Raw genomic sequence first — 12,717 nt, 5'->3', positions numbered from 1 at the left:
ACTTTTGGCACGCTGTTGAGTTCTCAAGGAACGGACGCTTCCTTTGTACTCACCCTCTCGGGCTTTCCTCCGGGCTTTTCCCTCCGGTCTTGCGTCTCCGACTTTATCAGACTTTATCGAGTCGGATTTTCCTTCCCTCCGGGAAGGCACCGGGCAAGTTTATCGCCCCGGCTTCCCCCTCAGGTGGAGCCGTAAACGTACTGGAGCGGGGGGCGTCGACGCAAATCGAGGCCCCCCGGTCCCGTAGTCGGCGTCAGATGTCCGTCGCCGGGCGGTCGTTGCGGGGGTCAGACCTCGACGACGACCGGGAGGATCATCGGGCGTCGGCGGTAGGTGTCGGAGACCCACTTGCCCACCGTGCGGCGCACGAGCTGCTGGAGCTGGTGCGGTTCCGCGACGCCGTCCTGGGCCGATCTGGCGATGGCCTCTTCGACCTTGGGCAGTACGGCGCCGAACGCCGCGTCCTCGATACCCGAGCCGCGGGCCTGGAAGTGCGGGCCGCCGACGACCTTGCCGGTGGTGGAGTCGACCACCACGAAGACCGAGATGATGCCCTCGTCGCCGAGGATGCGGCGGTCCTTGAGGGAGGTCTCGGTGACATCGCCGACCGAGAGTCCGTCCACGTACACATAGCCGGCCTGGACCTTGCCGACGATCTTGGCCCTGCCGTCGACGAGGTCGACGACCACACCGTCCTCCGCGATGACGATGTGGTCCTTGGGGACCCCGGTCAGCGCGCCCAGTTCGGCGTTGGCCCGCAGATGGCGCCATTCGCCGTGGACCGGCATCAGGTTCTTGGGCCGGCAGATGTTGTAGAAGTACAGCAGCTCGCCGGCCGAGGCATGGCCGGAGACATGGACCTTGGCGTTGCCCTTGTGGACGACGTTCGCGCCCCAGCGGGTCAGGCCGTTGATGACGCGGTAGACGGCGTTCTCGTTGCCCGGGATGAGCGAAGAGGCCAGGATCACCGTGTCGCCCTGGACGATCCGGATCTGGTGGTCGCGGTTGGCCATACGGGAGAGCGCGGCCATCGGTTCGCCCTGCGAGCCGGTGCAGACGAGGACGATCTCGTGCTCGGGAAGGTCGTCGAGCGTCTTCACGTCGACGACCAGGCCCGCGGGCACCCTGAGATAGCCGAGATCGCGGGCGATCCCCATGTTGCGGACCATCGAGCGGCCGACGAAGGCGACCCTGCGGCCGTATTCGTGGGCGGCGTCGAGGATCTGCTGGATGCGGTGGACATGGCTGGCGAAGCTGGCCACGATGATGCGCTTCTGGGCGCTGCCGAAGACCTGGCGCAGGACATTGGAGATGTCGCGCTCGGGCGGGACGAAGCCCGGGACCTCGGCGTTGGTGGAGTCCGCCAGCAGCAGGTCGATACCCTCCTCGCCGAGCTTGGCGAAGGTGGGCAGGTCGGTGAGTCTGCGGTCCAGCGGAAGCTGGTCCATCTTGAAGTCGCCGGTGTGGACGGCCATGCCCGCGGGGGTGCGGATGGCGACGGCCAGGGCGTCCGGGATGGAGTGGTTGACCGCGACGAATTCGCAGTCGAAGGGGCCGATGCGCTCGCGATGGCCCTCGGTGACCTCAAGGGTGTACGGGCGGATACGGTGCTCCTGGAGCTTCGCCTCGATCAGTGCGAGGGTCAGCTTGGAGCCGATCAGCGGGATGTCGTTCTTCAGCCGGAGCAGAAACGGGACACCGCCGATATGGTCCTCGTGGCCGTGCGTGAGCACGATGCCGTCGATGTCGTCGAGGCGGTCCCGGATGGTGGTGAAGTCCGGCAGGATCAGGTCGATACCGGGCTGTTCCTCCTCCGGGAAGAGGACGCCGCAGTCGACGATGAGCAGACGGCCGTTGTACTCGAAGACCGTCATGTTGCGGCCGATCTCGCCGAGACCGCCGAGCGGGGTGACGCGCAGGCCGTTCTTGGGCAGCTTCGGCGGGGCACCGAGTTCAGGATGCGGATGACTCAAAAGACTCTCCTCACCACACGCGCCACGTACCGCTGAGGCACGTGGCGCGCATGACATTCGTGCACTTGCTGTTGTCTTGTTGACTGTTTTGTTGGTGTTTCGTTGACCTTGTTGACCGACCCTTCGGTTTGCCGACGAGTCCGTCGATGGACCGATGGATCCGTTGTCCTCTGTCTTCGCTTATTCAGTTGTGAAGTCAATGACTAGAGCTGTACCCCGCCGGCCGCGAGATCGATCTTGAGCTGGGCGGTTTCCTGGGGCGACAGTTCTACGAGCGGGAGCCGCAGGGGTCCCGCGGGAAGCTTCCGGAGCGCGAGGGCGGCCTTGGTGGTGATGACGCCCTGGGTCCTGAACATGCCGGTGAAGACCGGCAGCAGCTTCTGGTGGATCTCGGTGGCCTTCTGCACATCACCGGTGAGGTAAGCGTCGAGCAGCTCGCGCAGCTCGGGGGTGACCACATGTCCGACGACGGAGACGAAGCCGACCGCGCCGACCGAGAGCAGCGGCAGGTTGAGCATGTCGTCGCCCGAGTACCAGGCGAGGCCGGACTGGGCGATGGCCCAGCTCGCACGGCCGAGGTCGCCCTTGGCGTCCTTGTTGGCGACGATACGCGGGTGCTGGGCGAGCCGGACGATCGTCTCGGTGTCGATGGGGACACCGCTGCGGCCCGGGATGTCGTACAGCATCACCGGCAGCTCTGTGGCGTCGGCGATGGCGGTGAAGTGCTGGAAGAGACCTTCCTGCGGCGGCTTGTTGTAGTACGGCGTGACGGCGAGCAGGCCGTGCGCGCCGGCGCTTTCCGCGGCGCGGGCCAGCTCCAGGCTGTGGCGGGTGTCGTTGGTTCCGACACCGGCGACGATATGGGCCCGGTCTCCCACGGCCTCCAGGACGGCCCGTACGAGCTGGTCTTTCTCCGCGTCGCTGGTGGTCGGCGACTCACCGGTGGTGCCGTTCAGGATCAGGCCGTCGTTGCCAGCGTCCACGAGATGGACTGCGAGCCGCTGGGCGCCGTCGAGGTCGAGTGCGCCGTCCGCCGTGAAGGGCGTGACCATGGCGGTGAGGACCCGCCCGAAGGGGGTCTGCGGAGTGGAGATCGGAGCCATGGGTAACACGCTACTCGCTGCTCAGCTCGCCGTGTCCCTTTGGGGGACGGGACGAGACGGGACAAGAGGAGCCCGGCACTGCCTGCTCGGGGGTTCAAGCAGTGCCGGGTCCGTTTGATCAGCCTAGATGAACTTCTCGAAACGCCGCAATACGGGCGCATCGCCCCGAAGGTCATGCATCCGTGCCTCCGGCGCGGCCCCGCCCCTGTCCTGAGCAGGCGCTAAGGGGCGATGCGCCCATTGGCATTGAAGGCCGCATGGGTGAGGGGCATGAGCTTGGACCAGTGCTCTTCCATGCGCTCTCCGACCATCTCGATCTCGCGCTGCGGGAAGGACGGCACCTTCGCCTGTTCGTGTTGGGTGCGCAGGCCGAGGAAGTGCATCAGCGAGCGCGCGTTGCAGGTCGCGTACATCGACGAGAACAGTCCGACCGGCAGGACCGCGCGGGCGACCTCGCGGGCCACGCCCGCGGCCAGCATCTCCTGATACGCCTGGTACGCCTGGACGTAGGAGTCCTTCATCGCGCGCTCGGTGATCTCCTGCTGGGCGGCGCTCCCGTGCACGAACTGGTATTTGCCGGGGCGGCCCTGCTGGACCAGCTTGCGGTCCTCGCCGGGGACGTAGAAGACCGGCTGGAGGTTGCGGTAGCGGCCCGACTCCTCGTTGTACGAGTTGTGCACGACGATTCCCGCTGCCACGAAGTTGTGCCAGGGGCCCTCGACGGAGAGGTCGTACGTCATCTCCTCGCCGTCCTCGGCGACCGACACGATCTGGTCAGGACGAGCGACAGCGGGCTCGCGCCCGGGGACAGGGCCGCCCTCGGCCAGCACGGCGTCGCCCGCCGTCAGCTCGCCCGCCTTGCGCCAGCCGTCCGGGGTCAGCACGGCGTGGTCCACCGTGGCCCGCAGCTCGCGGCCCGCGGCCGTGACGATCCTGATCAGCGGCTTCACGCCCGACTCGATGACATCGGCGATACGGGCCCGGCGGGCGGCGAGGGTCTCCTCGTCGTAACAGCGGACCTCGGTACGGCGGTCCGCCGCGTCCTGGTGCCAGCGGCGGTGGAGCTCGGCGATGGTCAGGCGGTGAGGGGTCCCCGTATCGCTCACCAGGGTGATCTCGCTGCCGCCGGCGACGCACCAGCCGACGCGGTGCCGCATGAACTCGCGGAAGACGAAGATCGGGGCGCTGATGAAGAAGGTCATCGAGTTGTGCTCGAAGGGGCTGCCGTGGCGGTCCCGCATCAGAAAGTTGATCAGCCCCTTGGAGCGCTCCGGGTCCTTGGACAGCTCTTCCAGGGACTGCTCGCCCGCGGTGGACACACGCGCGGCCCACAGCACATCGCTGTCACTGGCGGAGTGTTTCACCAGATCCACGGTGACATCGCTGCGGAAGCCGGGCCTGGTCTCCGGGGTCTCTGCGGAACTGTCGGAGGGGGTGTCGCTCACCGGCGGGGGTCCTTCCATCGCGTCGCTCGGGCGGCGCCCACTCTACGGCGCGGCACTGACAGCCCGGTGACACGTACGCTGATCAGGCCGTCCCCTGCCGCCGGTGCCGCCGGACACGTGGCGGCGCTGACTCGTCCGGACCCCTGGGGTGGTCCGGTGCGGTGCACGATCGGTAGCCTCACGAGGCACAGCAATCGAGCGTGCTTGTGAGTGAGGATCAGTCGTGCCCCTGCCCTTCCTGACGGCCGACCGGGCTTTTGACGCGACCACCGAGGATGTCGCGCTGCCGTTCGACGATCATGATCATTGGCGGCGTCCGTACCGCCCCGGCCCCTGGCGGGTGGTGGCGGCCGCGCTGCTTCTGCTGCTCGCCTCCTTCGTTCTGCTGGCGGCGATGATCACCGCCTTCGCCGGTGAGGTGCCGGGTGCCACGGCATGTCTGGGCCTCGCCCTGGTGATGATCGCCGTCGCGCTGCGGCTGCTGCGGGTCGGGGCGTGGGTGAGCCGGCACGGGGTGCGGCGGGTGGCTCTGCTCCGGACCACGACCGTGGCCTGGGACCGGATCACCGCCGTACGGACGGTCCAGCAGCCGGTGCGCTGGCTCGGGCTGCCGCGTACGGTCCAGGGGCAGGCGCTCATCGCCGTCCGCCGGAAGGGTGAGGCGCTGCCGCTGCTGACCGACCACAACGGGGATTTCCTGGGGCGGGCCGAGGCCTTCGACCGGGCGGCCGACACGGTCGAGGTCTGGGGCGACGAGTACCGGCGCCCGGAGGAGCAGCGGCGCCACTGACCGGCTTCCGGGGCCCGCGCACCCTTGGGGTGATCAGCACCCCGTACGGGCTACGCGGCCCGTACACCGTTGACGCGCACACATGGAGCGGGGTCCGGCCTCTTCGGCCGGACCCCGTTCTTCGTAACCCCGCTCTTCGTACCGCTGCCCCAGGGCTCTCCGTACCCGCTGTCTCAGGCCTGGACCGGCTTGCCGTCGTGGAGGGCGATGGCCCGCTGCATGGCCTTGCGGGCGCGCGGGGTGTCCCGGGCGTCGTGGTAGGCGACGGCGAGGCGGAACCAGCAGCGCCAGTCGTCCGGCGAGTCCTCCGTCTGTGCCCTGCGCTCGGCGAAGACCGCGTCGGCGGACGCGCGGTCGATCCGGCCGCCGGGCGTACGAACCAACTCGTCCACCGGAAGTCCGCCCTCGGCGTCCAGCTCGGCCGCGAGCCGGTTGGCGCGGCTGACGAACTGGGTGTTCTTCCAGAGGAACCAGACGCCGATGACCGGCAGGACCAGGACCGCGACGCCGAGAGCGGCGGTGAGCGCGGTGCCCTGCTTGATCAGCAGCACTCCGCGGCTGCCGGCCAGGACGAAGTAGACGACCAGGACGGCGGCCGTGGCGCAGTAGGTGATCTTTGCACGCATGAGTGTCAGTTCAGGTCGAGGAAGTGTTCCAGGCCGTAGGTGAGCCCCGGGGCCGAGGACACCCGCCTTACACCCAGCAGGATGCCCGGCATGAAGCTGCTGTGATGCAGGGAGTCATGGCGGATGGTGAGGGTCTCACCCTCGCCGCCCAGGATGACCTCCTGGTGCGCCAGCAGGCCCCGGAGCCGTACGGAGTGCACCGGCACCCCGTCGACATCCGCGCCGCGCGCGCCGTCCAGCGCCGTGGCCGTGGCGTCGGGCTGCGGGCCGAGGCCCGCGTCCGCTCGGGCCTCGGCGATGAGCTGGGCGGTGCGCTGGGCGGTGCCGGAGGGCGCGTCGACCTTGTTCGGGTGGTGCAGCTCGATGACCTCGACCGATTCGAACCAGCGGGCGGCCGTCTCGGCGAACTTCATCGTGAGGACCGCGCCGATGGAGAAGTTCGGCGCGACCAGCACACCGGTCTCCGGGGAGCCGGCCAGCAGCTCCCTGAGCCGCGCCAGCCGCTCCTCGTTCCAGCCGGTGGTGCCGACGACCGCGTGGATGCCGTGGCGTACGCAGAAGTCGAGGTTGTCGAGCACCGCGGCGGGGGTGGTCAGCTCCACCGCGACCTGGGCGCCGGAGTCGACCAGGGACTCCAGCTTGTCGCCCTGGTCGAGGGCGGCGACCAGTTCCAGATCGCCGGCGGCCTCGACGGCCCGTACGGCCTCGGAGCCGATACGGCCCTTGGCACCGAGAACGGCCACACGCAGCTTGCTCATCGCACTGTTTCCTTAACGCCTGACGACTGACTAACGGCTGACTGCTTCGGCCTGCTCTCAGGAGACCGCCTCGTCGAGGCGCGCCGCCTGCTTGTCCTTCAGCGGGCCTATGACGGACAGGGAGGGCCTGTGCCCCAGCACATCACGGGCCACCGCCCGTACATCGTCGGGGGTGACCGCGGCTATCCGCCCCAGCATCTCGTCCACCGACATCTGGGCGCCCCAGCACAGCTCGCTCTTGCCGATACGGTTCATCAGCGCCCCGGTGTCCTCCAGACCGAGGACCGTGGAGCCGGAGAGCTGGCCGACGGCGCGGTGGATCTCCTCGTCGCCGAGGCCCTCGGCACAGACCCGGTCCAGTTCGTCGCGGCAGATCTTCAGCACATCGTGGACCTGGCTGGGCCGGCAGCCCGCGTACACCCCGAAGAGCCCGCAGTCGGCGAAGCCCGAGGTGTACGAGTACACGCTGTAGGCGAGGCCGCGCTTCTCCCGTACCTCCTGGAAGAGGCGGGAGCTCATACCGCCGCCGAGAGCCGTGTTCAGTACGCCGAGGGCCCAGCGGCGCTCGTCGGTACGGGACAGTCCCGGCATCCCCAGGACGACATGCGCCTGCTCCGTCTTGCGGTCGAGCAGCTCGACCTTGCCCGCGGTGCGGACGGTGCGGCTGCCGTCGCGGGGCGCGACGGGCACGGCGTCCGTACGGGACAGGGCGCCGGCCTTTTCGAACGCCTTGCGGACCTGCCGTACCACCGTGGCGTGGTCGACATTGCCCGCGGCGGCGACGATCAGGTGCCTCGGGTCGTAGTGCTTCTTGTAGAAGCGCGCGATCCGGTCGCGGTCCAGGTCGTTGACGGTGTCGACGGTGCCGAGGACCGGCCGGCCGAGGGGCGTGTCGCCGAACATGGTGTGCGCGAACAGGTCGTGCACACAGTCGCCCGGGTCGTCCTCGGTCATGGCGATCTCTTCGAGGACGACTCCGCGCTCGGCGTCGACATCGGCGGCCTCGATGAGCGAGCCGGTGAGCATGTCGCAGACCACGTCGATGGCGAGCGGCAGATCGGTGTCAAGCACCCGCGCGTAGTAGCAGGTGTACTCCTTCGCCGTGAAGGCGTTCATCTCGCCGCCGACCGCGTCGATGGCGGAGGAGATGTCAAGGGCGCTGCGCCGGCTGGTGCCCTTGAAGAGGAGGTGTTCCAGATAGTGGGTGGCGCCGTTGAGGGCGGGCGTCTCGTCGCGTGAGCCGACCTGCACCCAGATGCCGAAGGTCGCCGAGCGGACCGTGGGCAGGGTTTCGGTGACGACGCGCAGACCGCCGGGGAGGGTCGTACGGCGGACGGTGCCGATGCCGTCCCGGCCCGGGAGAGGGGTTGGGGGATGGGCGACGGCCCGCGCTGGGGGGGGGGGGTGGGCCGTCGCCTGGAAGCGGGCCGTCACTTGGTCGCGTCGTCCTTCGCCTCTTCGGCGGCTGCGGTTTCCTCGTCCTCGCCCTCGATCACGGGGATGAGGGAGAGCTTGCCGCGCTGGTCGATCTCGGCGATCTCGACCTGGACCTTCTGGCCGACACCGAGGACGTCCTCGACGTTCTCCACACGCTTGCCGCCGGCGAGCTTGCGGATCTGCGAGATGTGCAGCAGTCCGTCCTTGCCGGGGAGCAGCGACACGAACGCGCCGAACGTGGTCGTCTTGACGACCGTGCCCAGATAGCGCTCGCCGACCTCCGGCATGGTCGGGTTGGCGATGCCGTTGATCGTGGCGCGGGCGGCCTCGGCGGCCGGTCCGTCGGCGGCACCGATGTAGATGGTGCCGTCGTCCTCGATCGTGATGTCGGCGCCGGTGTCCTCCTGGATCTGGTTGATCATCTTGCCCTTGGGGCCGATGACCTCGCCGATCTTGTCCACCGGGATCTTGACGGTGATGATCCGCGGGGCGTTCGGGGACATCTCGTCCGGGACGTCGATGGCCTCGTTCATCACATCGAGGATGTGGAGGCGGGCGTCGCGGGCCTGCTTCAGCGCGGCGGCCAGGACCGAGGCGGGGATGCCGTCGAGCTTGGTGTCGAGCTGGAGCGCGGTGACGAAGGTCTTCGTACCGGCGACCTTGAAGTCCATGTCGCCGAAGGCGTCCTCCGCACCGAGGATGTCGGTGAGGGTGACGTAGTGGGTCTCGCCGTCGATCTCCTGGGAGATCAGGCCCATGGCGATACCGGCGACGGGGGCCTTGAGCGGCACACCGGCGTTCAGCAGCGACATGGTGGAGGCGCAGACCGAGCCCATGGAGGTGGAGCCGTTGGAGCCCAGCGCCTCGGAGACCTGGCGGATGGCGTACGGGAACTCCTCGCGCGTCGGCAGCACCGGTACGAGCGCGCGCTCGGCCAGGGCGCCGTGGCCGATCTCGCGGCGCTTGGGCGAGCCGACGCGGCCGGTCTCTCCGGTGGAGTACGGCGGGAAGTTGTAGTTGTGCATGTAGCGCTTGCGCGTCACCGGGGAGAGCGTGTCGAGCTGCTGCTCCATCCGGAGCATGTTCAGCGTGGTGACACCCAGGATCTGGGTCTCGCCGCGCTCGAACAGCGCCGAGCCGTGGACACGCGGGATGGCCTCGACCTCGGCGGCGAGCGTACGGATGTCCGTGACGCCGCGGCCGTCGATACGGACCTTGTCCTTGATGACGCGCTCGCGGACCAGGGACTTGGTCAGCGAGCGGTAGGCGGCGGAGATCTCCTTCTCGCGGCCCTCGAACTGCGGGAGGAGCTTCTCCCCGGCGAGGACCTTGACGCGGTCCAGCTCGGTCTCGCGCTCCTGCTTGCCCGCGATGGTGAGCGCCTGGGCCAGCTCGGACTTGACCGCCGAGGTGAGGGCTTCCAGGACGTCGTCCTCGTAGTCGAGGAAGATCGGGAACTCGCCGGTGGGCTTGGCGGCCTTGGCGGCGAGGTCCGACTGCGCCTTGCAGAGGACCTTGATGAAGGGCTTCGCGGCTTCCAGCCCCGCGGCGACGATCTCCTCGGTGGGGGCCTCGGCGCCGTCCTTGACGAGCTGGATGGTGTTCTCGGTGGCCTCGGCCTCGACCATCATGATCGCGACATCGCCGTCGTCCAGCACACGGCCCGCGACGACCATGTCGAAGACGGCGTCCTCCAGCTCCGTGTGGGTCGGGAACGCGACCCACTGGCCCTTGATCAGGGCGACGCGGGTGCCGCCGATGGGACCGGAGAAGGGGAGGCCCGCGAGCTGCGTGGAGCAGGAGGCGGCGTTGATCGCGACCACGTCGTACAGGTGGTCCGGGTTGAGCGCCATGATCGTCTCGACGACCTGGATCTCGTTGCGCAGGCCCTTCTTGAAGGACGGGCGCAGCGGGCGGTCGATGAGCCGGCAGGTGAGGATGGCGTCCTCGGAGGGGCGGCCCTCGCGGCGGAAGAAGGAGCCGGGGATCTTGCCGGCCGCGTACATCCGCTCCTCGACGTCGACCGTCAGGGGGAAGAAGTCGAGCTGGTCCTTGGGCTTCTTGGAAGCGGTGGTGGCCGACAGCACCATGGTGTCGTCGTCCAGGTAGGCGACGGCGGAACCGGCGGCCTGGCGGGCGAGCCTGCCCGTCTCGAAGCGGATGGTACGGGTGCCGAAGGTGCCGTTGTCGATAACGGCCTCGGCGTAGTGGGTCTCGTTCTCCACTAGTGCTTTCTCCTCGTCTTCGTCCGGTGCCCGTGTGGCAGGGGACGTGGCGGAGAAGCGCTCCTTGGTGCGGGCCGGTCTTCGATCGAAGCACCCGGGGCGAGCGGCGTGGGCCGCGTGCCCTTCCGGGGGCCACTACCGAGGACCGGCGGCGGCGGAGTTCGCTCCTCCTGTTGTCGTCTGTTCAGTTGTGCTCGTGCGTCCAGATTACTGAGCTTCGCCGCGGGATGACATTCCGGTTGTCCCGGGCGGGGCGACGGCGGCGCCCCGTACATACGGCGCGGTGTTCCGTACAGCCCCGTACATACGGCGAAGGGAGCGGTCCCCGGGTGTGGGAACCGCTCCCTTCACGGTGTCTTACTTGGCACCGCCGGCCGCACCGCGGCGGATGCCGAGGCGGTCGACCAGGGTACGGAAGCGCTGGATGTCCTTCTTGGCCAGGTACTGCAGCAGCCGGCGGCGCTGGCCGACCAGGATCAGCAGACCGCGCCGGGAGTGGTGGTCGTGCTTGTGGGTCTTGAGGTGCTCGGTGAGGTCCGAGATCCGGCGCGACAGCATGGCGACCTGGACCTCGGGGGAGCCGGTGTCACCTTCCTTGGTGCCGAACTCGGTCATGATCTGCTTCTTCGTAGCGGCGTCGAGTGACACGCGTACTCCTCGTGAGGCTTCGTGGCCACCGAGTGCCCCAGGTCGAATACTCTGGGGAGCTTCCGTTACTCGGGAGGCTGGGGGTCCGCCGGGCGCTGACCGAGGAGGCGGTACTCCGGGGTCACATACACAGACGGCCGTCACACAGCGTACCAGTCCCGCGGCGGGCGCCTTCCCGGGGTCCCGGCCGGCCGGATCCGGCTAGCTGGTGAGGGCGCGGGCCGCGGTGAAGACGTCGAGTACGGCGAGGCAGAGCGGTACGAGCGAGAGCAGCACGGCGCCCTCGGCCAGGTCGAGGAGCCGGCCCCAGAAGGGCGAGAGGCCCTTGCGGGGGATGATCAGGCCGATCGCGGTGATCAGGGCGGCGCCCGCGGCGACGCTCGCAGCGAGCCAGATCGTACGGATGTCGAGGGCGCCGCGGTCGCCGTACACCAGGAGTTCCCTGACCGGGTCGGCGGGCGGGTTCAGGGAGAGGCCGAGGATCAGCAGCGCGATCGCGGAGATGCCCGCGACCAGCACGCAGGTGACCTGCGAGGTGTAACGGAAGAGCCGGGAGCGCAGCAGCATCGCGAGACCGGCGGCGAGCGCGAGGACCTGGCCCCAGACGGTGTCCGAGAAACCGAGGACCGCGGCGGAGCCGACCACGACCGCGGCGCAGCCGCCGACCAGGCCGAGCAGCATCTCGTGGCCGCGGCGGGCCTGGGCGGCGATGCGCTCGGCGTCGACGGGTTCGCCGACGGGGGCGGCGTTCGGGTCGGCGAAGGTGTCGTCGCCGAAGTCGGCTCCGGCGGCGCGCGGGGTGGCGTAGCCGATGGGCAGCCGCGCGAAGCGGGCGGAGAGTCCGGGCAGGAAGGCGACGATGCCGATGGCGACCGGGGCGCAGACTGCGGCGGTGCCGGTGGCCGAGGCCTCGGTCAGGATCATCACGAAGGTGGCGAGGGTGCCGACGGTGGCCAGGAAGGTGGCCGCGACGAACGGGGCGTCGCCGCTCGGGGTGAGCGCGACGAGGGCGACGGACGCGATCAGGACCGTGACACAGCCGAGGAGGAACTGGAGCCGGCCGGGCCCCTGTCCGGCGTCGGGCCCGATGATCCCGGAGCCGCCGATGAGCAGCAGCGGCAGCGCGCCGAGTCCGAGGGCGACGGCGCTGGAGCGGTCCGCGTACACCCGTGCCCGTACGCCCGCGAAGGCGGTCAGCAGCAGTCCGGCCGCGCCCGCGATGACGCCGGGGAGGCTGTGCATGTCATGGCGTACGGGGTCGGCGAACCAGAGGACGAAGCCCATCAGGACGAGCAGCAGGACTCCGCCCACGAGCCCGGCGGAGCGCAGGAGTTCGTCGCTCCAGAGGTGGCGGTCGCGGCGGACGGCGGAGGCGACGGCGTCCGACACGTCGTCGAAGACCGCGGGCGGCAGGGATTCCGCGAAGGGGCGCAGGCTGAGGACCTCGCCGTCGAGCACCTGCTGGGCCGCGAGGGTGCGGGCGCTGTCGAGTACGGTGCCGTCCCGCCTGACCAGGTGGTATCCGGTGGGGGTGCCCGCCGTCTGGGTCTGGCCGGTCAGTCTGAGGATCTCCGGGTGGACGTCGGCGACGGCGATGTCCTCCGGGAGCGCGACATCGATCCTGCTGTCCGGCGCCACGACAGTGACGCGGCAGAAGCCCGTCGCTGCGGTCGTACTCACGTGTCTGACCCCCTGATTCGCGGTTGCGCACG

Annotated in this window: 10 protein-coding genes and 1 pseudogene; 1 reads left to right on the top strand and 10 read right to left on the bottom strand. The window is 69.2% G+C overall.

Annotation, left to right across the window (positions count from 1 at the left end; all coding sequences use genetic code 11):
• Window positions 1-287: 287 nt before the first annotated feature.
• From ACFU9P_RS16390 to ACFU9P_RS16375, 4 genes and pseudogenes are all read right to left on the bottom strand, one after another.
• Entirely contained in the window at window positions 288-1,973 is a 1,686-nt protein-coding gene (locus ACFU9P_RS16390) for a ribonuclease J (protein WP_376386952.1), read from the bottom strand.
• A 203-nt stretch (window positions 1,974-2,176) separates the two neighbouring features.
• Complete coding sequence (dapA, locus tag ACFU9P_RS16385; protein WP_384080993.1) at window positions 2,177-3,076, bottom strand: 4-hydroxy-tetrahydrodipicolinate synthase; 900 nt, start codon at window positions 3,074-3,076, stop codon at window positions 2,177-2,179.
• 221 nt (window positions 3,077-3,297) lie between these two features.
• Entirely contained in the window at window positions 3,298-3,756 is a 459-nt protein-coding gene (thyX, locus tag ACFU9P_RS16380) for an FAD-dependent thymidylate synthase (RefSeq protein WP_384081043.1), read from the bottom strand.
• Window positions 3,751-4,539 (bottom strand): annotated as a pseudogene (locus tag ACFU9P_RS16375) (FAD-dependent thymidylate synthase); the annotation flags it as partial. The pseudogene ACFU9P_RS16375 and the gene thyX, both read right to left, overlap by 6 nt.
• A gap of 205 nt (window positions 4,540-4,744) precedes the next feature.
• On the opposite strand from ACFU9P_RS16375, the gene ACFU9P_RS16370 reads away from it, so the two are divergent.
• Window positions 4,745-5,311 carry a hypothetical protein gene (locus tag ACFU9P_RS16370; RefSeq protein WP_376386956.1) on the top strand — a complete coding sequence of 189 codons (567 nt, stop codon included), beginning with the start codon at window positions 4,745-4,747 and terminating at the stop codon, window positions 5,309-5,311.
• 173 nt (window positions 5,312-5,484) lie between these two features.
• Here the strand turns inward: ACFU9P_RS16370 and ACFU9P_RS16365 are convergent, their stop codons facing one another.
• The 6 genes from ACFU9P_RS16365 to eccD all read right to left on the bottom strand — a co-directional run bounded on the left by ACFU9P_RS16365 (window position 5,485) and on the right by eccD (window position 12,685).
• A complete protein-coding gene (locus ACFU9P_RS16365; protein ID WP_376385958.1) occupies window positions 5,485-5,937 on the bottom strand; it encodes a hypothetical protein in 453 nt (150 codons plus the stop codon).
• A 5-nt stretch (window positions 5,938-5,942) separates the two neighbouring features.
• Window positions 5,943-6,695: a 4-hydroxy-tetrahydrodipicolinate reductase gene (gene dapB, locus ACFU9P_RS16360; protein ID WP_384080990.1), complete on the bottom strand. Its 753-nt coding sequence runs from the start codon at window positions 6,693-6,695 to the stop codon at window positions 5,943-5,945.
• A 57-nt stretch (window positions 6,696-6,752) separates the two neighbouring features.
• Window positions 6,753-8,129, bottom strand: coding sequence for a M16 family metallopeptidase (locus ACFU9P_RS16355; RefSeq protein ID WP_384080987.1), 1,377 nt, complete (start codon window positions 8,127-8,129; stop codon window positions 6,753-6,755).
• Window positions 8,126-10,357 carry a polyribonucleotide nucleotidyltransferase gene (locus ACFU9P_RS16350; protein ID WP_376385954.1) on the bottom strand — a complete coding sequence of 744 codons (2,232 nt, stop codon included), beginning with the start codon at window positions 10,355-10,357 and terminating at the stop codon, window positions 8,126-8,128. Before ACFU9P_RS16350 ends, ACFU9P_RS16355 begins: the two co-directional genes overlap by 4 nt.
• 357 nt (window positions 10,358-10,714) lie before the next feature.
• Entirely contained in the window at window positions 10,715-11,005 is a 291-nt protein-coding gene (rpsO, locus tag ACFU9P_RS16345; RefSeq protein WP_030351649.1) for a 30S ribosomal protein S15, read from the bottom strand.
• 201 nt (window positions 11,006-11,206) lie between these two features.
• The gene (eccD, locus tag ACFU9P_RS16340; protein ID WP_384080984.1) at window positions 11,207-12,685 is read right to left on the bottom strand and encodes a type VII secretion integral membrane protein EccD; all 1,479 of its coding nucleotides are present in this window, start codon (window positions 12,683-12,685) and stop codon (window positions 11,207-11,209) included.
• Window positions 12,686-12,717: the final 32 nt, after the last annotated feature.

Source organism: Streptomyces sp. NPDC057617, from assembly GCF_042800555.1.
Lineage (GTDB): Bacteria > Actinomycetota > Actinomycetes > Streptomycetales > Streptomycetaceae > Streptomyces.
The sequence above is the reverse complement of the archived record's forward strand: the minus strand, read 5'-3'. Positions and strand labels throughout refer to the sequence as shown.

What these genes read in the sequence shown, in the direction of transcription:
- dapA (WP_384080993.1), bottom strand. Translation starts at nt 3,076, where the DNA reads ATGGCTCCGATCTCCACTCCGCAGACCCCCTTCGGGCGGGTCCTCACC.
- ACFU9P_RS16365 (WP_376385958.1), bottom strand. Translation starts at nt 5,937, where the DNA reads ATGCGTGCAAAGATCACCTACTGCGCCACGGCCGCCGTCCTGGTCGTC.
- dapB (WP_384080990.1), bottom strand. Translation starts at nt 6,695, where the DNA reads ATGAGCAAGCTGCGTGTGGCCGTTCTCGGTGCCAAGGGCCGTATCGGC.